The following is a 21,366-nucleotide window of genomic DNA, read 5'->3' on the forward strand; positions in this document are numbered from 1 at the left end:
GGGTATGGCACATTGAAGGCGTAAAGACAACGCCCTGAGGCCCTCATGAAACTGACCACCAAGGGACGCTATGCGGTGACGGCCATGCTGGATCTGGCCGTGCACCAGCATCACGACACGGTCGCCTTGGCCGACATCGCGGCCCGACAGGGGATCTCCTTGTCGTATCTGGAGCAGCTCTTCGCAAAGCTGCGGCGCCGGGGACTCGTGGCGAGCGTGCGCGGCCCGGGCGGCGGCTATAGCCTGGCGCTGCCGGCAGCACAGATCTCGGTGGCTCAGATCGTGGTGGCCATCAATGAAAACATTGATGCCACCCGCTGTGGCGGCGAGAAAAATTGCCACGGCGAGGAACGCTGCCTGACCCACCAGTTGTGGTCGGAGCTGAGTCGGCGGATCTATGAGTTTCTAGACGGTATTACCCTCGCGACCCTGGTGACGGAACCCGAGGTGCAAGAGGTGGTGCTGCGGCAGGCCAAGCGGCCGAAGGTCGGGATCCTGAGAAATGAAGTCGCGCATGGGAGCAGGTATGAGAAAGCCGATTTATCTTGATTATTCGGCCACGACGCCGGTCGATCCGCGGGTGGCTCAGGTCATGTGTCGCTACTTGACTATGGAAGGGGATTTTGGGAACCCGGCATCGCGTTCCCATGCGTTCGGGTGGGAAGCGGAAAAGGCCGTGGAGCGCGCCCGCGCCGACGTGGCGGCCTTGATACATGCCGACCCCAAGGAGATCGTCTGGACCTCGGGCGCCACGGAATCGGATAACCTGGCCCTGAAGGGCGTGGCCCGCTTTTACCAGAACAAGGGGCGCCACATCGTCACGGTCAAGACCGAGCATAAGGCGATACTCGATACCACACGCCAATTGGAGCGCGAGGGCTTCGAGGTCACCTATCTGGATCCGGAGCCCGACGGTCTCCTCGACCTCGACAAGCTTACGGCAGCGTTGCGCAAAGACACCATTCTGGTGTCGGTCATGCATGTGAACAACGAGATCGGCGTCATCCAGGACCTAGCGGCCATCGGTCGTATCGTCAAGCCGCAGGGGATCATTTTTCATACGGATGCTGCGCAAAGCGCCGGCAAGATCCCGATCGACGTCAATGCCCTGGGTGTCGACCTGTTGTCTTTGAGCGCGCATAAGGTCTATGGGCCCAAGGGCATAGGCGCGCTCTACGTTCGGCGCAAGCCGCGGGTGCGTCTGGAGGCCCAGATGCATGGCGGCGGGCATGAGCGCGGCATGCGATCCGGGACGCTTGCGACCCACCAGATTGTAGGCATGGGCGAGGCCTTCCGGCTTGCGCACGAGGAGATGGATGCCGAGGCTGCGCGCCTGAAGGCGCTGCGCGCGCGCCTGCTCGAGGGGCTGTCGGACATCGAGGAGGTCTATGTGAACGGCGACCTTGAACGGCGCATCCCGGGCAACCTCAATATCAGTTTCAACTTTGTCGAGGGTGAGTCGCTCATCATGGCGCTGAAAGAGCTTGCGGTGTCGTCGGGCTCAGCGTGTACCTCAGCGAGCCTCGAGCCCTCCTATGTGTTGCGGGCGCTCGGGCGGAATGATGAACTGGCGCATAGCTCGATTCGGTTCACCATGGGACGCTTCACGACCGAAGAGGACGTGGAGTACACGATTCGCTTGCTGCACGAAAAGATCGGCCGCCTGCGGGAGCTTTCGCCGCTATGGGAGATGTACAAGGATGGGGTCGACCTGAATTCGGTGCAGTGGGCCGCTCATTAGTCTAGGTTTGAGTACGGGAAGGAGAACGATATGGCATACGGTAGCAAAGTGTTGGATCACTACGAGAACCCGCGCAACGTCGGTTCGTTCGATAAGGCCGACCCATCGATCGGGACCGGCATGGTGGGCGCGCCCGCCTGTGGCGATGTGATGAAGCTCCAGATCCGCGTCAATGACGACGGGGTGATCGAAGAGGCGCGCTTCAAGACCTACGGGTGCGGGAGTGCGATTGCTTCGAGTTCGCTTTTGACCGAGTGGGTCAAGGGCAAGACCTTGGAGCAGGCCGGACAGATCAAGAACACCGACATCGCCGAGGAACTCGCGCTGCCGCCGGTCAAAATTCACTGTTCGGTGTTGGCGGAGGACGCCATCAAGGCGGCCATCGCCGACTATCGGAAGAAGACCGGCAAAGAAGAGAGCGTCGACGCGGCATAAGGGGGCGGGGCAATGGCTGTGACGTTGACCGAAAGCGCCGCCAAGCATGTACGGCGGTCCTTGGATAAGCGGGGGCATGGCACGGGGCTGCGCTTGGGCGTGCGTACGAGCGGCTGTTCAGGCATGGCCTATGTGCTTGAATACGCCGATCAGGCGGCCCCGGAGGATACCGTCTTCGAGAGCCACGGGATCCATGTCCTGATCGACAAGAAGAGTCTCGTCTATCTGGACGGTACGGTCCTCGACTATACCCGCGAAGGCTTGAATGAAGGGTTCAAATTTCAAAACCCGAATCAGAAGGACACCTGCGGCTGTGGCGAAAGCTTCAGCGTGTAGGGGGCGGGCATGGCGCGCAATTATTTCGAATTGTTCGAGCTGCCGGCGCGATTCAACATCGATCTGAAAGAGCTTGCTGCACGCCATAGGGAGCGTATCCGGGTCTGGCATCCGGATCGCTACGCGCAGGGCTCGAGCGAGGAGCGCAGGCGCGCGGTCGCGGTGAGCGCTGATTTGAACGATGGTCTGAAGGTCTTGCGCGATCCCGTCTCGCGCGCGCGCCACCTCCTTTCGCTGCGCGGGATTTCGACCGATGAGGACACCGATACGAGCATGGATGCGGATTTCCTCATGGAGCAGATGGCGTGGCGTGAGCGCCTCGAGGAGGGCGCAGCGCGCCCCGAGGAAGTGACGGCGCTCATCGCCCTGGTGGCGCAAAGCCGCGATGCCAAAGAATCTGAACTCGCAGGGCTTCTCGACTCTGGACAGACCACGGACCTCGATCGCGCACGTGAACTCGTGCGTGAGCTCCAGTTTCTGGAACGTTTCACGCGCGAGCTCGATTGCGCCGTCACCGAGGCCCTGTAAATGGCGCTTTTGCAGATCAGCGAGCCCGGCCAGTCGCCGGACCCGCACACCCGCAAATTCGTTGCCGGCATCGACCTGGGCACGACCAACTCCCTCATTGCGACCGTACGTGAACGCGAGGTCGTGGTGTTGGCGGATGGCGCTGGTGATGTGCTGCTGCCGTCTGTGGTGCGGTTTGAGGCGAGTGGACGGGTGACCGTGGGCCGCGCCGCCCAGCAGGCTGAGATCGAGGACCCCTTGAACACCATAGCGTCCGTCAAGCGACTCATGGGGCGTGGGCGCACCGATGTTGGGGACTGTCCTTACCGGCTTGCGGGAGGGGCCGAGGGCATGGTGCGGATCGAGACGGCGGCGGGTGCCAAGACCCCGGTCGAGGTGTCAGCACAGATCCTCACGGTCTTGAAGGCGCGTCTCGAGGAGACCCTGGGGGGGCCGCTATCGGCGGCCGTGATCACGGTTCCTGCGTATTTCGACGAGGCTCAGCGGCAGGCGACCAAGGACGCCGCGCGGCTTGCCGGGATCGAGGTCCTGAGACTTTTGAACGAACCGACGGCGGCGGCCGTGGCCTATGGCCTGGATCGCAATCCCGAAGGGCTTTACTGCGTCTATGACCTGGGCGGGGGCACGTTCGATGTCTCGCTCTTGCGGCTCTCCGAGGGGGTCTTCGAGGTTCTGGCCACAGGCGGCGACGCGGCCTTAGGGGGCGACGACATGGATGCGGCCATCGTTGTCCTCTGGACTGCCCGCGGCGCCCAGGCCCGGACTCCGGAGGAGTCGCGTCGGCTCTTGCGTGCCGCACGCGCTGCGCGCGAGCGCCTTAGCTTAGAGACCGAGGTCGCAGTCGATGTGGCGCCGATCTATACGGGCGTCCTTTCACGCACCGATCTCGAGGCCGCGATTGATCCTTTGATCGATCGGACGCTGGCCGCCTGTGGCCGCGTCTTGAAGGATGCGGGCGCGAGAATCGCCGATGTCGGTGAGATCGTGCTCGTGGGCGGTGCTACACGCACCCCCCGTGTCCGCGAGCGCGTCGGCGGCTTATTCCGTAAGACCCCCCTGCATGATATCGACCCGGACCGTGTGGTGGCGGTGGGTGCCGCGCGTCAGGCCGACCTTTTGGCGGGCAACGCGGGCGCCACCGACATGTTGCTGCTTGACGTGATCCCCTTGTCGCTTGGCATCGAGATCATGGGGGGGCTTACGGAGAAGATCATCCCCCGCAATTCCCCGATCCCGGCATCCCGGGCCCAGGACTTCACTACCTACAAGGACGGCCAGGGGGCGCTCGCCATCCATGTGGTGCAGGGCGAGCGCGATCTCGTGGCTGAGTGCCGCTCGCTTGCGCGTTTCGAGCTACGCGGTATCCCGCCCATGGTGGCGGGGGCGGCACGCATCCGCGTGACCTTCCAGGTGGACGCCGACGGGCTGTTGAACGTGTCGGCGCAGGAGACGAAGGCGGGGGTCGAGAGTCATGTGACCGTGAGGCCCTCCTTCGGCCTGTCCGATGCTGAGATCGAACGGATGCTTCAAGATTCGATGGCGAGCGCCGAGGCCGACGCGGCCGCGCGGACGCTCCGTGAACAACAGGTCGAGGCGGATCGTATGATCGAGGCGGTGGGCGCGGCGCTTGCCGCGGACGAGGGTTTGTTAGCGCCCGGTGAGCGCGACGCCATAGTGGCGCGCATCGCGGCCCTCAAAGAAGCCCGCGGCGGCGAAGACCCCAAGCGGATTCGAGAGCAGATCGTGGCACTCGACCGCGCGAGCGCCCCATTCGCTGCCCGCCGCATGGATGTGGGCCTCGAGCGGGCCATGAAGGGCCGGTCGGTCACGGAATTCCGCTGATGGGCCGTATCCGCGTTTTACCCCATGCCCAGATGTGTCCCGAAGGGGCCGAGATCGAGGGTCCGGAGGGCATGAGCCTCTGCGACGTCTTGTTGCGCGCCGGTATTCCGATCGAGCACGCCTGCGAGAAGGCCTGCGCGTGTACGACCTGCCATGTCCTTGTGCGGCAGGGCTATGAGGCGCTGGAGCCTGCCTCCGAGAAGGAGGAGGATCTACTCGACAAGGCCTGGGGCCTCGAGCCTGATTCACGCTTGAGCTGCCAAGCGAAGGTTCCCAAAGGGCAGGACCTTGTCATCGAGATACCAAAATACACCATCAACATGGTGTCGGAAGGTCATTGAGGGAGGGGATCATGGGCTTGAAGTGGGGCGACGCCGAGGACATCGCGATCCTCTTGCACGAGCAGCATCCGGAGGTAGACCCCCGCTATGTGCGATTTACGGACCTGTATCGCTGGGTCCTTGATATGGATGAGTTCGAAGACGAGCCGCAGCGCTCGGGCGAGAAGCTCTTGGAGGCCATCCAGATGGCGTGGATCGACGAGGCCGACGTCGACTAGGGTCATTCAGGCCTGAACGCCCCGCAGCGGGCTCGGCGCGTGTTGGCACCGTATAAGAAGGGAGGCGCGCGCCGCGGGCTCCCATCCCATCCGGCCCGTCGGCCTTGGGTCGGGGCGGTGGAGGCACAACACTCCCGCCAAGGAGTCAAGCCCCGGTCTTGATCCGCAAGGCGCGGGGCCAGATGGACCCGGAAATTGCCGCGCCGCCGCCAAGGCGCTAGAATGCGCCGGTTTCGGTATGAATTCCCTTCAATCAAGGAACAGGCATGGCCATTGAACGCACGCTTTCTATCGTGAAACCCGACGCCGTGGGCAAAAACGCCATAGGCGCCATCTACGACCGCTTCGAGAAGGCAGGTCTGCGCATCGTCGCGGCGCGCATGATGCAATTGACCCGCGCGCAGGCCGAGGGCTTCTACGCCGTCCACAAGGATCGTCCGTTCTTCAAGGATCTGGTCGCTTTCATGATATCGGGGCCGGTTATGGTCCAGGTCTTGGAGGGCGAGGACGCGATTGCCAAGCATCGCGAGGTCATGGGGGCGACTAACCCGAAAGCGGCGGCGCCCGGGACCATACGCGCCGATTTTGCCGCGAGCATCGATGAAAATGCGGTGCACGGATCCGACGGGCCGGAGACCGCGCGCGGCGAGATCCGTTACTTCTTCGCCGATACCGACATTTGTCCGCGCACCCGCTAGGGAGGACGATCTGACCGCGACCGATCCCGTCAATCTGCTTGGTCTCGATCGCGCCGCCTTGGGCGCGTTCCTCGCGACCATGGGTGAGCGCGCGTTTCGCGCCCAACAGATCTTTCCGTGGCTTCATCAGCGCGGCGTCACCGATTTCGCCGCAATGACGAACATCGGCAAGGGGCTGGCAGCACGGCTTGCGGAATGCGCGACTATCACGACGCCTGAGATGGTCACGGAACGGCTCTCCGAGGACGGGACCCGCAAATGGGTCATGCGGCTTGCCGACGGTAATGCGATCGAGACGGTCTTTATCCCCGAGGCCGAGCGCAACACGCTTTGTATCTCCTCGCAGGTCGGTTGCGCGCTCGACTGCGCGTTTTGCGCCACGGCACAAGAGGGGTTCAACCGGAATCTGACGGCCGCCGAGATCGTGGGCCAGGTGTGGTTTGCCGAACATAGGCTGCGCGGGGAACGCCAGAACTCCGAGCGGGTGATCTCGAACGTCGTCTTCATGGGCATGGGCGAGCCGCTCCTGAATCTGAAAGAGGTGGGGCCTGCGATCCGCATACTCCTGGATGATCTGGGTTATGGATTGTCGCGCCGGCGCGTCACGGTGAGCACGGCCGGCGTGGTGCCAGCCCTCGATCGCCTCCACGAGGTGGCGCCCGTGAGCCTCGCGGTCTCCTTACATGCCCCCGACGATGCGCTGCGGGATCAGCTCGTGCCTTTGAACAAGAAGTACAAGATCGCGGAGCTGCTCGAGGCGTGTCGGCGCTATGTGGCCAAGGACGCGCGTCGTCGCGTGACCTTCGAGTATGCGATGCTCGCGGGCGTGAACGATGCCCCCGACCAGGCTCGGGCCCTGGCGCGCCTGTTGCGTACCGTGCCCGCTAAGGTCAATCTCATTCCCTTCAATCCCTTCCCGGGGACGCGCTTTGAGCGATCGTCGGACGAGGTAATCGACCGGTTCCGCGACATCCTGTTGGGCGCGGGTTTGGTCACGGTCACGCGGCGAACGCGTGGCGACAGCATACGCGCGGCGTGCGGGCAGTTGGCGGGCGTCGTGAAAGAGAGGACCCGTCGCGTGGTAGCTATCCATGTATCCTAGGTGTGTCGCGACATTTTTAGGGATCCTAGCTCTCGTCGGCTGCGCGAGCGCCCCACGGTTGTCGCCCCAGACGCGCAAGCTGATCCAATTACGCACGGCCCTTGGGGTCGGATACATGCGCCAGGGGCAGCTGGGGCTTGCCCGCAACGAACTCGCGCACGCGCTGGCTTTGGACCGCACCGATGCGGCGGCTAATAACGCCATGGCCATCGTCGAGGAACGGCTGCGTGAGCCGGTCAAGGCGGGGCGCTATTTTCGGCGGGGGATCGCCCATCACCCGCACGACGGCAGCCTGCAGAACAACTATGGCGCCTTTCTCTGCGATACGGGACAGGTCGCGCGGGGCCTCAAGCACTTCCAGGCCGCGCTCCATTCGCCGCTTTATCCGACGCCGCAGCTTGCCGACCTCAATATGGCGGTGTGCCTCCTGAAGGTTCCAAACAAGAAAGGCGCCATTCATTATTTCCATCGCGCCCAGGCGTTGGCTCCGGAGCTGGCGGCGCCTTATTACTATTTAGCGCGCCTGCGTTATGAGGGGCATCACTACGCCCGCGCCAAAGGCGATTTGGCCCAATACCTCCAGCGCGCCCGCAGCGCGCGGGCTCTGTTCCTTGGGGTACGCATCGGGCAGGCTCTGAAGGATGCCCGGTTTACGCACTATTGCGCCACCCGCTTGCTGGAGAACTATGCGCAAAGCGCGCAAGCGCGCACCGTCGTCCAGTGGCAGCGCGAGGGCCATCTGATTGGGCACTGAGGGACCGACGAGCGCGGAGGCCGGCGTCAACCCGGGCGAGCGGCTACGCGCGGCGCGGGAGCGCGCGGGATGGACGGTGGAGCAGGTGGCTTTGCGCCTGCGGCTCGCACCCGGTCAAGTGCGGGCGCTCGAGACCGGGCGGCGCGAGGATTTGCCGCCGGCCGCCTATGTGCGCGGTTACCTACGCAGTTATGCGCAGTTGCTCGGTCTTGATCCCCAGGAGTTCGCCAAGGCTCGTGCCTCCGAAGAAGGCGATACGCCGCCGCGGCTCATGCCGTCGCGGGCCGTGAAAGAGCGTGAGGTCGGCGTGGGGGCCTTCCTGTACGGTTTGCTCCTGATCGGTATCGTCGCGGGCATGGTGTGGTGGCACGAGCGCCCGCGCACGCAGACCAGCGTTCCGGCGTCACAGACGGTCGCGGCGCAGGTGACAGGTGTGCTGCCACCACGTCTGACGAGTCTGGCTGCAGTCGGCAGTCGCCACGGCGACACACGCACTTTTCCGCTGGCCGGGCCGCGTCAGCCGGCGCACCCATCTCTGAAGGCTGTGGCGCCACGCGTGGGACATCCGCCTCTGCGCCCGCCTCATCCCCTGTATAGCAAGTCCGGCCCGAGGATCATGCCGCGCCCCCTATCCTCCGGCAAGCGGGTCCCTGCGCGCCCGAACGCGGGGCTCGCGGCCGCCCGACGGGTGCTGCCGCGCAGGCGCCCCCCGGCTGTGCCTGCCACCGTGACCGCCACGGTGGCTCCGCTGTCAATTGCTGTACCGAATCCCGGAGGATTGGTAAGCTTGCCGCAGGGCCGCACCTATGTGGGCTTACGGATCCGCGCCAATGACCGCGCAGTCCACGTGACGGTACGCGATGCGCGCGGCGTGAGGCTCATGGCGGGGCGGATCGCCCCCGGTCAGGCGGTCCATGTCATGGGCCGCGCCCCGTTTCATCTGACTTTGAGCCAAAGCCAGGGCGTGGCCGTCAGCATCGGGGGCCGCGCCGTAGTTTTGCCGAACGCCCAGACCGGGCAGAATGTGCGGGTCACAGTCGACCCATAAGCGGGATCACAAATCTATGCACGAGACGACCGAGATTCAGCGCCGCAAAAGCCGCATGATCCATGTGGGGCGCGTGGCGGTCGGGGGCGATGCCCCGATCAGCGTACAGAGCATGACCAACACCGAGACCTGCGATGTGGCGGCGACCGTGGCGCAGATCCAGCGGCTCGTTGCCGCCGGCGCGGACATCGTCCGGGTGTCGGTCCCGACCATGGAGGCCGCGCAGGCCTTCGCCGAGATCCGCAAGGCAGTGGACGTGGCGCTCGTGACGGACATCCACTTCGACTATCGGATTGCCCTGGAGGTGGCCAAGCTTGGCGCCGATTGCCTGCGCATCAACCCAGGGAATATCGGCCGCGAGGACCGCGTGCGCCAGGTGGTGGAGGCGGCGCGTGATCGGGGGATCTCCATTCGCATAGGCGTGAATGCGGGCTCTCTCGAGAAGGACCTCCAGAAGAAGTATGGCGAGCCGAATGCCGACGCCTTGGTCGAGTCGGCGCTGAGGCACATGGAGATCCTGGAGCGGCTGAATTTCCGCGACTACAAGGTGAGCCTCAAGGCCTCCAATATCGCGATGGCGGTGGCCGCCTATCGCAAGATGGCGGTTCTGACCGAGCAACCCCTGCATCTTGGCATCACCGAGGCCGGTGCCTTGCGCGGCGGTACCGTGAAATCGGCCATCGGCATAGGCATGCTGCTTGCCGAAGGCATAGGCGACACGATCCGGATCTCGCTTGCGGCCGATCCGGTGGAAGAGATCAAGGTCGGGTTCGAGATCTTGAAGAGTTTGAGGCTACGCAAGCGGGGGGTGAATCTCATCGCCTGCCCGTCGTGCTCGCGTCAGGAGTTCGACGTCATCGGCACCGTGAATGCCCTGGAGGCGCGTCTCGAGGATGTGCAGGAGTCGATTGACGTGGCGGTCATAGGCTGCGTAGTCAACGGTCCGGGCGAGGCCAAGGAGGTCCAGGTGGGGCTCGCGGGGGGTTCGCCCAACCTGCTCTATAAGGACGGCAAGCCGCACAGCAAAGTCACCAACGAAGAACTGGTCGATACCCTCGAGCGGACCGTGCGCGAGGAGCTGAAGCGCCGCGCCTCGGCCGCGCCTGTGATCCCGATCAAGGCCTTGTCTTGAAGTGGGTTTGAATCGTCAGGTCGCCGGGGTCCGCGGCGTAGCGGCGCTGCTGCCCGCGGAGTGCGCCCCTTGGGCGGCGGTCGAGGAGCGGCTGCGTGCGCTCATGGAGGTCTACGGCTTTCGCGAGATCCGCCTACCGATCATCGAGCGTACCGAGTTGTACGCGCGCGCGGTGGGCGAGGCCACCGATATCGTCGAGAAGGAGATGTACACCTTCCTCGATCGTAACGGCGACAGCCTGAGCCTGCGGCCCGAGGGGACCGCAGGCTGTGTGCGCGCCGGCATCGAAGGTGGCCTCTTTCATAACCAGACCCAGCGCTTGTGGTATCAGGGCGCCATGTTTCGCCATGAGCGTCCGCAGAAGGGGCGTTACCGCCAATTCCATCAGTGGGGCGTCGAGGCCTACGGGATGAGCGGGGCCGCCATCGAGGCGGAGCTGATCGCGCTTGGTGCGCGGATTCTGCGCGAGCTGGGCGTGAATGCGCGGCTACTCGTCAATTCGCTCGGAACGCCGGCTTGCCGCGAACGCTATCGGGATGCGCTGGTGGATCATCTCAAGGCCCATCGCGATCGCCTCGACGAAGACAGCGTGCGCAGGCTCGACCGCAACCCGCTGCGGGTCTTGGACAGCAAGAATCCGGCGATGAGAGAGATCCTCGACGCGGCGCCTGCGATCGCCGATCATTGGAGTACTGAATCGCGTGCACATTTCGCGGATCTTACCGGCCACCTGCGGGCCCTGGGTGTCGCCTTCGAGGTGGCCCCGCGGCTCGTGCGCGGGCTCGATTACTATACGCACACGGTCTTCGAGTGGGTGGCCGACGAGACCTTGGCGCAGGCTACCATCGCCGCGGGTGGGCGTTACGATGGTTTGGTGACGGAACTCGGCGGCGCGGCGACGGCGGCTGTGGGTTTCGCGATCGGTATGGAGCGTCTGATGGGACTGGTCACGCGCCCACCACAGGTGCTCGGGCTTGGGGTGTATGTGATGACGCCGGCGGCCCTTCAAGGTCGGGCGCTGGCCCTGGCCGAGGCCTTGCGAGACCGAGGTGTGCGTGTCGAGGTCCATCTTGCGGCCGCAAGCGCGAAGAGCCAGGGCAAGCGCGCCCGCGAAAGCGGGGCGCGCTGCCTCGTCGAGGCGGTGGACGAGGAAGGGGTGGTGATCCTGGCGGCAGGGGCCACGCAAGGCGACACAGTGAGCTGGACAGACGCTGTGGCGCGTATTTCAGAGATTCTGGGGGCGGAAGCGAAGATCGATGACGAATGACCTGACCGGCGGCGAATACGGCGACATCAAGGAATTTTTTCAGAAGTACGGACGCGCGATGTTCTATGGCGTGCTGGCCGCGGTCCTCGTGATCGGGGGCTTCTTCTATTATCGACACTACCGCGCGCAGCAGAAGGTCCTGGCGGCGGCGCTGTTCGAGGAGGTCTTGAGTGCCGCAAGCCAGATGCGTTTCGGCTTAGCCACGGCCGCGGGCCAAAAACTCGAGCACGGCTACACGGGGACTCCGTACGCTGGGCAGGCGGCGCTTCTTTTGGCGCGCCTCGATTATCAGAAGAATCAGATCCCGGCGGCGATCGCCAATCTCACGTTCGCCGCGCACAAGGCGACTCAGTGGAGCGTGCGTACGACGGCGCGGCTGCGTCTGGGTAGCTTGCTTTTGGCGGAGGGCCACCCGCACCAGGCGTGGACCTATGCGCATATCGCTAAGCCCTATGGCTTCAAGGCCATGGTGCTCGGCCTACAGGCGGAGATCCTGGCGCGTGAGGGGCATAAGAACAAGGCGCTCGCGGCCTTCACGGAGGCCTTGAAGATTGCCCCACCGAAATCGTCTCTGACGAGCCTCTGGCGCCGCGAGCGGGCGCAGTTGCAGGCGGCGTCATGAGGCGCGCGCTTGGCATATTGTTGACTGTGGGCCTCTTGGGTGGCTGCGGCGTGTTCAGTAGCGACAAAAACGTCGTACCTCCGGCCAAGCTCAAACCCTTTCACGCAAGCCTCAAGGTCAAGCGGGTGTGGTCGCATGATACCGGCAACGGCACGGGCGGTTACGACCTCGCCCTGCGTGCGGCGTTCGCAGGCCACGCCATCGTCGTTGCCAACGAAAACGGCACAGTGGTCGCCTATCGCACACGCGACGGCCACCGACTCTGGCGGCGTCACCTGAAGGCACGGATCACGGCGGGTGCGAGCGCAGGCGGAGGGCTGGTCGTGGTCGGCACACGACGCGGGCGGGTGCTTGCGCTCGATGCCAAGACCGGCAAGTCGGTCTGGACGGCTCAGGCGCCGAGCGAGATCCTGGCGGCCCCTGTAGTGGGGCCGGGCGGGGTTTATGTCGCCTCCCTGGATGGCCATGTGACGGCCTTTGGCCTCGCCCACGGTCGCCAGCTGTGGATGGCGGCTCACGCCCATCCGGCCTTGACGCTGTTTCTGACGGCGCGCCCGACATTGGTCTCGGAACTCCTCTACGAGGGTTATGCCAACGGCGAGCTGGTCGCCTTGCGCACCACCGACGGGCGTCGTCTCTGGACCAGTGCCGTGGCCGAGCCGCGAGGCGGGGATGCCGTGGAGCGGCTGGTGGACCTGGGCCATCCCCTATATTCGCAGAACATCGTGTATGTGAACGGCTATCACGGCGCGGTGGCGGCCTTGGCAGCCCATTCCGGGCGCATCCTCTGGGGTCGGCCTTTGTCGTCCTACCGCAGTATGGCTTTGGGGGGTCAGTCCCTGTACGTGATCACCGCGCACAGCCGTGTCATGGCGCTCGCCAGCGCGAGCGGCGGTACCGTGTGGAAGCAGACGGCGTTCCTGAACCGCAGGCTAGGCAGTCCCGTGCTTGCCGGTCCGGCGGTCGTCATGGGGGATCTCGCGGGCTATACCCAATGGCTTTCGCGGCATACCGGCAAGCTTATAGCGCGGGTGCGCGTGGGCGAGGGGGCCATACGCGCAGCCCCGCTCGTAGGTCGGGTGGCGGGGCATAAGGGTCTGCCCACTGTCTTTGTGTTGACGACCACAGGCAGGCTTGCCGCGCTCGCGTTCCGACCCGCACGATCATGAAGCCAGTCGTGGTTCTTGTCGGACGGCCCAACGTCGGCAAGTCCACGCTCTTCAATGCGCTCACGCGCACGCGTCAGGCCTTGGTTGCCGATCTGCCGGGGCTCACCCGCGACCGGCAATATGGCGATGGACGCGTGGGCGGCCGGCCCTATCTGGTGGTCGATACGGGCGGCATCGTGAGCGAGCACGATCCCCTGACCGCTCTGGTCGCGACCCAGACGCGGCTTGCGCTGGCCGAGGCCGACGCTGTGATCTGCGTGGTCGATGGGCGCGAGGGACCCAATCCTGATGATTTTCTGATCGCGAGCCAGTTGCGCGCCTTGAATCGGCGGCTGTGCCTTGCGGTCAATAAGACCGAGGGGATGGATAACGAGCTTGCGGTCGCTGAGTTCCATGCCCTGGGTCTCGGGCGCCCCCATGCCATCGCTGCTACCCATAACCGCGGGCTCGATGCGCTCATGCAAGCGGCCCTGCAGGGGTTCCCGCCGGAGAACCCCGAACCGCCCGCCGGCACGGGTATGCGCATTGCACTCGCCGGTCGTCCCAATGTCGGCAAGAGCACGCTCGCCAACGCCTTATTGGGTGAGGAGCGTGTGGTGGTGTCCGACCTACCCGGCACGACGCGCGATAGCATCCATATCCCGTTTTCGCGCAACGGCAAGGAGTATGTCCTGATCGACACGGCCGGCGTCCGTCGTCGTAGCCACATCACAGACCCCCTCGAGCGCCATAGCGTGGCCAAGACCTTGCAGGCGGTCGATGAGGCGCAGGTGGTTCTGCTCGTGTTCGATGCGCGTGAGGAGGTGAGCGAGCAGGACGTGACGCTCGCGGGCCACATTCTCGCGCAGGGGCGCTCACTCGTGCTCGTGGTCAACAAGTGGGAGGGTCTTGATGCGGCGCGCCGCGAGTGGATCCGTCGGGAATTGGTGCGGCGGCTGCCGTTTTTGTCCTTCGCGCGCCCCCACTTCATCTCTGCGCTTGAAGGTCTGCACATCGGGCCGCTCTTTCCAGCCATGGAGCGCGCCTATCGTTCCGGCGGCCGCACGCTCCCGACCCCCGAATTGAATCGTATCCTGAGGGCCGCGATCGCGGCTACGCCGCCACCCATTGTGCGCGGCCGGCGCATCAAGCCGAAGTTCATCCATCAGGGGGGAAAATACCCGCCGCGCGTGATCGTGCACGGCAATCTCGTGTCCGAAACCCCGGACGCGTGGCGGCGTTATCTCGGGCAGCGGGTGCGCGAGCACTTCCGACTCGAGGGCACGCCTGTGGAGGTCGAGTTTCGCGAAGGGGACAATCCCTTCGCCGGTCGGTCCCAGAAGGCCCCGACGGCGCGTGACGAGGCCAAGCGGCGGCGGCTGAAGCGCTTCCGCAAGGCCCACTACGATTGAGCGGTTTTGACCTCGACCAAGAGTTCCCCGCGGGCCAGACGGATGCGCAGTGTATCCCCCGGTCGATGGGCGGTGGCGTCCCGTGCGACCCGTCCCTGCGCATCCGTCACGATCGCATAGCCGCGGTCTAAGACGGCGGGCGGCCCGACCAGGGTCAGTGCACGATCAAGCAGCGCAAGCCGGTCGCCGCGGATCCTCAAGGCTTCATTCATGGCGCGTCGTAGGCGATCCCTTAAGAGTTCATGGCGTGCCGCGAGCCGCTCGCGCAGGGCCTCCGGGGGCTGCGCGCGCAGCCGTTGCGCGAATAATCCCAAGCGCCGTTCGTGGACACGCAGGGCCGCGCGCATAGCACCCGTCAGGCGATCGGCCAGTGGCGCCAGTCGCACCCTGTAGGCGTGCAGGCGGGCGCTCGGCGAACGCCGCTCCAGCCTTTGGGTAAGCGTCATGAGGCGCGCGCGCAGCCGCGCTGGATAGGAAGGGAGGGCCAGCGCGAGGCGCCGCGCGAGTGCCGCCACTGCCGCCCGTTTCTCGGGTAGGCCGCGCACGGGCAGTAGGGTGAGTCGGCGCTTCAAATCGTCGAAGCGCTGGATGCGTTCGCGCAGGAGCCGATCAATCAGGCGCGCGAGTCTTTGGTGGGCCTCGTGGTGGCGTTTGCGCCAGAGGGCCTGATCGGGGCTCAGAAGTTCGGCGGCCGCCGTGGGGGTTGGGGCCCGCACGTCCGCGACCCAGTCGGCGATGGTGGTGTCGGTCTCATGGCCGACACCGGTCACGACTGGGAGCGTCGAGCGGAATAGGGCGCGCGCCACGATTTCCTCGTTGAAGCACCAGAGGTCCTCGAGCGAGCCCCCGCCGCGGGCGAGCAACAGGACGTCGCATTCGCGGCGTTCATTGGCGAGATCGAGCATGCGCGCGATGGCTGCGGCGGCATCTCGGCCCTGCACGGGCACCGGGTAGAGGAGCACCGCGATCGCCGGGAAGCGGCGCCTGAGGGTGGTCACGATGTCGTGCCAGACGGCGCCGTCGGGCGAGGTGATGACGCCGATGCGCTGGACTCGGCTCGGCAGTGGTTTTTTATGGCGGGGGTCGAAGAGCCCCTCGGCCTCGAGCGCGCGCTTCAAGGCCTCGAAGGCCCGGCGCAGCGCCCCCTCGCCCGCATCCTCCATCTGTTCGACGATGAGCTGGAAGTCGCCGCGCCCCTCGTAGAGGCTTACGCGCGCGCCGACCAGAACCTGCATGCCGTCTGCTACCGGACAGCAGAGGCGCCGGGCGCTGCGGAACAGGGCGCAGCGCACCTGGGCACGGGCATCTTTCAAGGTGAAGTAGATATGGCCGGACGAGGGCTGGGACAGGTTCCCAATCTCGCCTTCCACCCAGACGCGCCCGAGCCGCTCTTCAAGAAGCCCGCGCACCTCCAGATTCAGGCGCGATACGGTATAGACCGGGAGGCCTTCCCGGTAGGGCAGTGGAGCATCGGTTTCCATGACGAGACCATACCCTGAAAGCCCCGGGCGCGGAACCCGGGGCGCCTTAAGGTTTAGTTGGGGTAGTAAGGCTGGGCGTGGGCGTTGGCGGCGGCCTGCTTCTCGGCGGTCTGGCATTGCAGGATGACCGTATTCGCGGTCTTGATGGCCTCCGCATACTGGCCCTTGGCGTCGGCCTTACGGGCCACGGCGAGCAGATGCGGGGTGGCAAGCCACAGGGCGCCATGGGTGCGCGCTTCCTTGACGGCGATGCTCGCCTGTTTCACGCGCGCGGCGGCAACCGCGCTCTGCGGGGCTTGGTGGGCCGCCATATGCGCGCACCCCCCCAGTACGAGCGCACACACGGTCACAAGGGCCATTTTTTTCATCGTTTGCTCCTCTTTTAATTGGTTATGTCCTTAGTGTATAGATGTTGGGTCCCAAAACACAAAGCCGCGCACGGACCAGGCCGATCGGCCGAGACGTTTGCCGCCCGCGCGGGCTTTCCGTATAATGCGGCATGCGTATCGTCCAAGAAGCCCTGACATTCGATGATGTCCTCCTGCTGCCGGATCATTCGCAGGTTCTGCCTCGCGACGTCGATCTGAAGGCCAAGCTCTCCCGCAACATCCGGCTCAATATCCCCATACTGTCGGCGGCCATGGACACCGTCACCGAGGCCCGCGCGGCGATTTGTCTCGCCCAAGAGGGCGGGCTCGGGGTGATCCACAAGAATTTGACCGCCGTGCGCCAGGCCGACGAGGTCCGGCGCGTGAAGAAATTCGAAAGCGGGGTCATAAGCGACCCCGTGACCGCGACCCCGGACATGACGGTGCGCGCGGTGCTCGGGCTCATGCGGACCCATCACGTCTCCGGTGTGCCGGTCATACGCGACGGGCAGTTGGTGGGCATCGTCACGAGCCGCGATCTGCGCTTTGAGACACGCAACGAGGAACTGATCGCGCGCATCATGACCCCGAAGGAGCGCTTAGTGACGGTCCGCGAGGGGGCGTCGCGCGACGAGATCCAGGCGCTCTTGCACAAGCATCGGATCGAAAAGGTCCTGGTGGTCGATGACACGTTCCGTTTGAAGGGGCTCGTGACCGTCAAGGACATCCAGAAGGCGACCGAGAAGCCCTTGGCCGTGAAAGACGGCAAGGGGCGGCTGCGAGTCGGCGCGGCGGTGGGCGTGGGCGCCGGTACCGAGGAGCGCGTGGAGCGGCTCCTCGAGGCTGAGGTCGACGTGTTGGTGGTTGACACCGCCCATGGCCACTCCGAGGGGGTTCTGGAGCGGGTCCGCTGGATCAAGAAGCACTATCCGCATGCCGAGGTCATCGGCGGCAATATCGCCACCGGTGATGCCGCTCGGGCGCTCGTGGATGCCGGGGTCGACGCGGTCAAGGTCGGTATAGGGCCCGGCTCGATCTGCACTACGCGTATTGTGGCTGGCGTCGGCGTTCCCCAGGTCACTGCCATCGATAATGTGGCGCAGGCCCTGGCCGGAACCGATGTCCCCTTGATCAGCGACGGCGGGATCCGCTTTTCGGGTGATATCGCCAAGGCGGTGGCGGCCGGTGCGCACACGGTCATGATCGGCAGCCTGTTTGCCGGGACCGACGAGGCCCCGGGCACGGTGGAGCTCTATCAGGGCCGCTCGTACAAGACCTATCGCGGCATGGGGTCGCTTGGCGCCATGCAGGAAGGCTCGAGCGATCGTTATTTCCAGGAAGATGGCGCCCCCGAGAAGCTGGTGCCCGAGGGGATCGAAGGCCGCGTGCCTTATCGTGGTTCGCTCGTCAGCATCGTCTATCAGCTCATAGGGGGGCTTAGGGCGAGCATGGGCTATACCGGGAGTCCTGATCTGGCGACCATGCGCGAGCGGGCGCAGTTCGTCCGTATCACGAATGCCGGCATGCGCGAGAGCCATGTGCATGACGTGACCATCACCAAAGAGCCTCCCAACTACCAACGAGGCTGACGGGATGTCCGAGAAGGGTAGGGCGCAGGCCGAGGGTCTCGAGCGGATCCTCATTCTCGATTTCGGCTCCCAATACACGCAGCTCATCGCCCGGCGGGTACGCGAGGCCGGCGTCTATTGCGAGATCATGCCGTGCGACGTGGCCGATGACGTGATCATGGGCTTCGGCGCCCGTGGGGTGATCCTGTCGGGTAGCCCCGAGTCGGTCAATGAGCACGATACGCCGCGCATCCCGGCCGCGGTGTTCACCCTGGGCGTACCTGTACTCGGCATCTGCTACGGCATGCAGGCCTTGGCGGCGCAGCTTGGGGGGCGCGTGGGGGCGGCGGCGCATCGCGAGTACGGCTATGCGCGGGTGCGCACCCTCGGCCACTCGGCCTTGCTGGCGGATTTGAGCGACGCGGAAGACGGGACGCGCGCGCTGGATGTGTGGATGAGTCATGGCGACCGCGTCGAGGCCTGCCCCGCGGGTTTCATGGCCATCGCCGAGACCGACAACGCCCCCCTGGCTGCCATCGCCGATGAGGCGCGGCGCTATTACGGTCTGCAGTTCCACCCCGAAGTGACCCACACCAAGCAAGGACAAAGGATCATCGAGCGCTTCGTGCACGAGATCTGCGGTTGCGCGCGCGCCTGGACGGAGCAGGCCATCATTGATGGCATCCTGGAGGAGATCCGTGCGCAGGTGGGCGATGAGGAGGTGGTGCTCGCGCTCTCGGGCGGCGTGGACTCCTCGGTGGTGGCGGTGCTCCTGCATCAAGCCATCGGCGATCGGCTCACTTGTGTGTTCGTCGACAACGGGCTTTTGCGGCTCCACGAGGGCGATCAGGTGATGGCCACCTTCGCCGACCACTTGGGGGTGCGGGTACTGCGCGTGGACGCCGCCGACCGTTTCCTGGGGGCCCTAAAGGGCGTGGATGATCCGGAGCGCAAGCGCAAGATCATAGGCGAGACCTTCATCTCGGTCTTCGAGGAGGAGGCCGCGCGCCTGCCGGCGGTGCGCTGGCTGGCCCAGGGCACGATCTATCCCGATGTCATCGAGTCGGCGGGCGCCAAGGGAGGCAAGGCGCGGGTGATCAAGTCGCACCACAATGTGGGCGGCCTGCCCGAGCGCATGAAGCTCAAACTCCTCGAGCCTTTGCGGCTGCTCTTTAAAGATGAGGTGCGACGCATTGGTTTAAGTCTCGGGTTGCCGGCGGCCATGATCCACAGGCATCCCTTCCCAGGGCCGGGGCTTGGGGTGCGCATCCTGGGGGCCGTGGAGGAGCGCTATGCGGAGATCCTGCGACGCGCCGATGCCATCTTTATCGAGGAGCTGCGGGCCTCTGGCTACTACGACCGGGTGAGTCAGGCCTTCGCGGTGTTTCTGCCGGTGCGTTCGGTAGGGGTGGTGGGCGATGGTCGTGCCTACGACTACGTCATCGCGCTGCGCGCCGTGCAGACCGTGGATTTCATGACCGCGAACTGGGCGGAGCTCCCTTATGGCCTGCTCGGGCGCGTCTCGAGCCGCATCATCAACGAGGTGCGCGGCGTAAGTCGCGTGGTCTACGATGTCTCGGGCAAGCCTCCGGCCACGATCGAGTGGGAGTGAGCGGTATGGGGGGCGGCAGGATTGTGTTATGCCGCCGTTGGTACGGGAATTGATGGAAGTTTTCAGTCGTTCAGCGCGTCAACCGATGGCCAGTTGGACCGGCTTGCCGACGCGACTAAGCATTTCCATCAGCGTGTCGATGGTGAACTTGGCTGTCTTCTTGTTCACTATGTCGGACACGCGCGGACGCGAAACCATCAGGATCTCGGCTGCTTCGGCTTGCTTCAGGTGATGCTCGGCAATCCAGGTGGACAGCGCGTCCATCAACTGCTGCTTCAGCAATTGGGTGTCGTTGATCTGCTTGCGGGAGGCCGCCTGCAAGCGCTTGGCCTCGGCGGGCGCGAAGCCAAGCTCCAGGAAGATGTTCGCTCCCGGCTTTGTCACATGGTGGATTTCGGTGTCGATCTTCATTTTTGTGGCTCCTCAGCAGAATCTGTGGGTGAGCTCCGGCTCTGGTAACGCGCCAAGCCTAGGATAAAGCATGATTTTTATGGCCCGTGAGGTGCGGAAACCGTAACTATTTCTGATACTCGCTTTGAGGCGGTTGTTTAAGCCCTCCACAGCACCCAGGGAGATCTGTTCCCGGGCTTCAAACCAATTCATGATAAGAGGCTTATGGGCGCGCAACATGCGGGCCATGCGCTTCATGGGTTCCAAGCGCGAGCGCATCGCCTTTGTGCACCACTGATGCATAAACTTCTCGGCCCAAGCCGGCGAGCGGTACTCCCAGAAAAACGGGAACTCCTCCTTCAATAGGTAGGCACGGATCGTCTTCAGGTTACAGGCCAGCAGATCCTTCAGTTTCAGCGATTGCTTCTCGGTGAGGTGCTCGAGGCGTTTGAGCAAACACCAGCGTGAATGGGTGAGCACCGTCTTGACCCCCTTGCCACTCAATCGAGCGAGTCTCGGTGGCGCGGATTTTATCGAGCGCCTCGTTCATCTTGGCGGCGATGTGGGTGCGGTCCAGGATATTGAGGGCGTTTGGGGCATAGCGCTCAATCACGTTCAAATACGGTTTCCCCATATCCGAGCAGATGAACTGGAGGAGACCGCATCGTTCCTTGCCCAGCCAGACAAAGAATTCGCGAAGACTTTTCTCTTTTCGCTCCTCGGCGATAGAGAGGAGGCGTTTGGCGCCCTCGTTGATCTGGTAGACGAGGGTCAGGAATTGGCCTTTCTGCCAGGAGATCTCATCAACTCCGGCGGCGGTAAGGCCAGTCAGATCGATTCGCGCCCGACCCCAGTCAACCGCCATCTCGACGGAGCGAAAAACGGCTTCCCAGCTCGTTTGAAAGGCGCGCGCCGTTTCTTGCCAACTGAGTCGCTTAGGCCCAATGGGCGAGAAACCAGGCAAAGCTCTTGGTCAGCGGGCGCTTCCCCAAAGCCCAAGGCAGATGTTCGACATGAAAGCCGCAAAGGGGACAGCACAGTCTTCGCGGCGCATAACGAAAGGAGACGGGCATCCCCCACAGCGGCACGAATGGGAAATCACGCGGTGGTTGCTGATCGTAGCCCGGGGCTGGCCGCTCGCATTGCCCACAGCGGCCCCGGGAGCTGCGTCGGGCACGCAAGCTAATCGTGAGCGTGGCATGGGTGTGGCCGGGGTTGTCGAGGCGGCTCGATTCGTATACAAATCCCTTCCAGGGCTCGACATGGTTGAGGAGCGTCTTCAGCGTCACGTGCATCGGTTGTGCTCTCGGGTGTGGTTCGGGG

At 64.5% G+C, this 21,366-nt stretch carries 22 protein-coding genes and 1 pseudogene; 19 read left to right on the plus strand and 4 right to left on the minus strand.

Features of this window, described 5'->3' with window-relative positions; all coding sequences use genetic code 11:
* The first annotated feature begins 45 nt into the window (after positions 1-45).
* From ACYCTF_RS08530 to der, 17 genes are all read left to right on the plus strand, one after another.
* Complete coding sequence (locus tag ACYCTF_RS08530; RefSeq protein WP_461283240.1) at positions 46-549, plus strand: Fe-S cluster assembly transcription factor; 504 nt, start codon at positions 46-48, stop codon at positions 547-549.
* A complete protein-coding gene (locus ACYCTF_RS08535) occupies positions 527-1,741 on the plus strand; it encodes an IscS subfamily cysteine desulfurase (RefSeq protein ID WP_461283241.1) in 1,215 nt (404 codons plus the stop codon). Before ACYCTF_RS08530 ends, ACYCTF_RS08535 begins: the two co-directional genes overlap by 23 nt.
* A 30-nt stretch (positions 1,742-1,771) precedes the next feature.
* Positions 1,772-2,176 carry a Fe-S cluster assembly scaffold IscU gene (iscU, locus tag ACYCTF_RS08540; protein WP_461283242.1) on the plus strand — a complete coding sequence of 135 codons (405 nt, stop codon included), beginning with the start codon at positions 1,772-1,774 and terminating at the stop codon, positions 2,174-2,176.
* Between the two features lie 12 nt (positions 2,177-2,188).
* Positions 2,189-2,512, plus strand: a complete 324-nt coding sequence (iscA, locus tag ACYCTF_RS08545) for an iron-sulfur cluster assembly protein IscA (RefSeq protein ID WP_461283243.1) — start codon at positions 2,189-2,191, stop codon at positions 2,510-2,512.
* A gap of 9 nt (positions 2,513-2,521) precedes the next feature.
* Positions 2,522-3,040: a Fe-S protein assembly co-chaperone HscB gene (hscB, locus tag ACYCTF_RS08550; RefSeq protein WP_461283244.1), complete on the plus strand. Its 519-nt coding sequence runs from the start codon at positions 2,522-2,524 to the stop codon at positions 3,038-3,040.
* On the plus strand, positions 3,041-4,882 hold the full coding sequence (gene hscA / locus ACYCTF_RS08555; RefSeq protein WP_461283245.1) for a Fe-S protein assembly chaperone HscA: 1,842 nt from the start codon (positions 3,041-3,043) through the stop codon (positions 4,880-4,882). It abuts the gene before it with no gap.
* Positions 4,882-5,223 carry an ISC system 2Fe-2S type ferredoxin gene (gene fdx, locus ACYCTF_RS08560; RefSeq protein ID WP_461283246.1) on the plus strand — a complete coding sequence of 114 codons (342 nt, stop codon included), beginning with the start codon at positions 4,882-4,884 and terminating at the stop codon, positions 5,221-5,223. The genes hscA and fdx overlap by 1 nt, the downstream gene beginning before the upstream one ends.
* 17 nt (positions 5,224-5,240) lie before the next feature.
* The gene (gene iscX / locus ACYCTF_RS08565) at positions 5,241-5,441 is read left to right on the plus strand and encodes a Fe-S cluster assembly protein IscX (protein WP_461283267.1); all 201 of its coding nucleotides are present in this window, start codon (positions 5,241-5,243) and stop codon (positions 5,439-5,441) included.
* Positions 5,442-5,707: 266 nt separating this feature from the next.
* Positions 5,708-6,139 carry a nucleoside-diphosphate kinase gene (gene ndk / locus ACYCTF_RS08570; RefSeq protein ID WP_461283247.1) on the plus strand — a complete coding sequence of 144 codons (432 nt, stop codon included), beginning with the start codon at positions 5,708-5,710 and terminating at the stop codon, positions 6,137-6,139.
* A gap of 10 nt (positions 6,140-6,149) precedes the next feature.
* Positions 6,150-7,241, plus strand: coding sequence for a dual-specificity RNA methyltransferase RlmN (gene rlmN, locus ACYCTF_RS08575; RefSeq protein ID WP_461283268.1), 1,092 nt, complete (start codon positions 6,150-6,152; stop codon positions 7,239-7,241).
* On the plus strand, positions 7,231-7,995 hold the full coding sequence (gene pilW / locus ACYCTF_RS08580) for a type IV pilus biogenesis/stability protein PilW (protein ID WP_461283248.1): 765 nt from the start codon (positions 7,231-7,233) through the stop codon (positions 7,993-7,995). The genes rlmN and pilW overlap by 11 nt, the downstream gene beginning before the upstream one ends.
* Positions 7,985-9,043, plus strand: a complete 1,059-nt coding sequence (locus ACYCTF_RS08585) for a RodZ domain-containing protein (protein WP_461283249.1) — start codon at positions 7,985-7,987, stop codon at positions 9,041-9,043. The genes pilW and ACYCTF_RS08585 overlap by 11 nt, the downstream gene beginning before the upstream one ends.
* A gap of 16 nt (positions 9,044-9,059) precedes the next feature.
* A complete protein-coding gene (gene ispG, locus ACYCTF_RS08590; RefSeq protein WP_461283250.1) occupies positions 9,060-10,175 on the plus strand; it encodes a flavodoxin-dependent (E)-4-hydroxy-3-methylbut-2-enyl-diphosphate synthase in 1,116 nt (371 codons plus the stop codon).
* A 7-nt stretch (positions 10,176-10,182) separates the two neighbouring features.
* The gene (hisS, locus tag ACYCTF_RS08595; protein WP_461283251.1) at positions 10,183-11,442 is read left to right on the plus strand and encodes a histidine--tRNA ligase; all 1,260 of its coding nucleotides are present in this window, start codon (positions 10,183-10,185) and stop codon (positions 11,440-11,442) included.
* Positions 11,432-12,064, plus strand: a complete 633-nt coding sequence (locus ACYCTF_RS08600) for a YfgM family protein (protein WP_461283252.1) — start codon at positions 11,432-11,434, stop codon at positions 12,062-12,064. The genes hisS and ACYCTF_RS08600 overlap by 11 nt, the downstream gene beginning before the upstream one ends.
* Positions 12,061-13,233, plus strand: coding sequence for an outer membrane protein assembly factor BamB (gene bamB, locus ACYCTF_RS08605; protein WP_461283253.1), 1,173 nt, complete (start codon positions 12,061-12,063; stop codon positions 13,231-13,233). Before ACYCTF_RS08600 ends, bamB begins: the two co-directional genes overlap by 4 nt.
* Positions 13,230-14,624: a ribosome biogenesis GTPase Der gene (gene der, locus ACYCTF_RS08610; protein WP_461283254.1), complete on the plus strand. Its 1,395-nt coding sequence runs from the start codon at positions 13,230-13,232 to the stop codon at positions 14,622-14,624. The genes bamB and der overlap by 4 nt, the downstream gene beginning before the upstream one ends.
* On the opposite strand, the gene xseA is transcribed toward der, so the two are convergent.
* Both xseA and ACYCTF_RS08620 read right to left on the minus strand, forming a co-directional pair.
* Complete coding sequence (gene xseA / locus ACYCTF_RS08615) at positions 14,615-16,105, minus strand: exodeoxyribonuclease VII large subunit (RefSeq protein ID WP_461284782.1); 1,491 nt, start codon at positions 16,103-16,105, stop codon at positions 14,615-14,617. The two genes, der and xseA, sit on opposite strands and share 10 nt — an antisense overlap.
* 53 nt (positions 16,106-16,158) lie before the next feature.
* The gene (locus tag ACYCTF_RS08620; RefSeq protein ID WP_461283256.1) at positions 16,159-16,473 is read right to left on the minus strand and encodes a hypothetical protein; all 315 of its coding nucleotides are present in this window, start codon (positions 16,471-16,473) and stop codon (positions 16,159-16,161) included.
* 131 nt (positions 16,474-16,604) lie between these two features.
* On the opposite strand from ACYCTF_RS08620, the gene guaB reads away from it, so the two are divergent.
* Positions 16,605-18,062, plus strand: coding sequence for an IMP dehydrogenase (gene guaB / locus ACYCTF_RS08625; RefSeq protein WP_461283257.1), 1,458 nt, complete (start codon positions 16,605-16,607; stop codon positions 18,060-18,062).
* A 4-nt stretch (positions 18,063-18,066) separates the two neighbouring features.
* A complete protein-coding gene (guaA, locus tag ACYCTF_RS08630; RefSeq protein ID WP_461283258.1) occupies positions 18,067-19,653 on the plus strand; it encodes a glutamine-hydrolyzing GMP synthase in 1,587 nt (528 codons plus the stop codon).
* Positions 19,654-19,731: 78 nt separating this feature from the next.
* On the opposite strand, the gene ACYCTF_RS08635 is transcribed toward guaA, so the two are convergent.
* Positions 19,732-20,064 carry a helix-turn-helix domain-containing protein gene (locus tag ACYCTF_RS08635; protein ID WP_461283259.1) on the minus strand — a complete coding sequence of 111 codons (333 nt, stop codon included), beginning with the start codon at positions 20,062-20,064 and terminating at the stop codon, positions 19,732-19,734.
* A 12-nt stretch (positions 20,065-20,076) separates the two neighbouring features.
* Positions 20,077-21,332, minus strand: a pseudogene (locus tag ACYCTF_RS08640) (ISL3 family transposase).
* Positions 21,333-21,366: the final 34 nt, after the last annotated feature.

Source organism: Acidiferrobacter sp., assembly GCF_054609335.1.

Coding starts and splice junctions, on each gene's coding strand:
- ACYCTF_RS08635 (WP_461283259.1), bottom strand. CDS start 20,064: ATGAAGATCGACACCGAAATCCACCATGTGACAAAGCCGGGAGCGAAC.
- ACYCTF_RS08600 (WP_461283252.1), top strand. CDS start 11,432: ATGACGAATGACCTGACCGGCGGCGAATACGGCGACATCAAGGAATTT.
- xseA (WP_461284782.1), bottom strand. CDS start 16,105: ATGGAAACCGATGCTCCACTGCCCTACCGGGAAGGCCTCCCGGTCTAT.
- iscA (WP_461283243.1), top strand. CDS start 2,189: ATGGCTGTGACGTTGACCGAAAGCGCCGCCAAGCATGTACGGCGGTCC.
- ACYCTF_RS08530 (WP_461283240.1), top strand. CDS start 46: ATGAAACTGACCACCAAGGGACGCTATGCGGTGACGGCCATGCTGGAT.
- pilW (WP_461283248.1), top strand. CDS start 7,231: ATGTATCCTAGGTGTGTCGCGACATTTTTAGGGATCCTAGCTCTCGTC.
- guaB (WP_461283257.1), top strand. CDS start 16,605: ATGCGTATCGTCCAAGAAGCCCTGACATTCGATGATGTCCTCCTGCTG.
- ndk (WP_461283247.1), top strand. CDS start 5,708: ATGGCCATTGAACGCACGCTTTCTATCGTGAAACCCGACGCCGTGGGC.
- ACYCTF_RS08620 (WP_461283256.1), bottom strand. CDS start 16,473: ATGAAAAAAATGGCCCTTGTGACCGTGTGTGCGCTCGTACTGGGGGGG.
- der (WP_461283254.1), top strand. CDS start 13,230: ATGAAGCCAGTCGTGGTTCTTGTCGGACGGCCCAACGTCGGCAAGTCC.
- bamB (WP_461283253.1), top strand. CDS start 12,061: ATGAGGCGCGCGCTTGGCATATTGTTGACTGTGGGCCTCTTGGGTGGC.
- iscU (WP_461283242.1), top strand. CDS start 1,772: ATGGCATACGGTAGCAAAGTGTTGGATCACTACGAGAACCCGCGCAAC.
- ispG (WP_461283250.1), top strand. CDS start 9,060: ATGCACGAGACGACCGAGATTCAGCGCCGCAAAAGCCGCATGATCCAT.
- hscB (WP_461283244.1), top strand. CDS start 2,522: ATGGCGCGCAATTATTTCGAATTGTTCGAGCTGCCGGCGCGATTCAAC.
- hscA (WP_461283245.1), top strand. CDS start 3,041: ATGGCGCTTTTGCAGATCAGCGAGCCCGGCCAGTCGCCGGACCCGCAC.
- guaA (WP_461283258.1), top strand. CDS start 18,067: ATGTCCGAGAAGGGTAGGGCGCAGGCCGAGGGTCTCGAGCGGATCCTC.
- fdx (WP_461283246.1), top strand. CDS start 4,882: ATGGGCCGTATCCGCGTTTTACCCCATGCCCAGATGTGTCCCGAAGGG.
- ACYCTF_RS08535 (WP_461283241.1), top strand. CDS start 527: ATGAGAAAGCCGATTTATCTTGATTATTCGGCCACGACGCCGGTCGAT.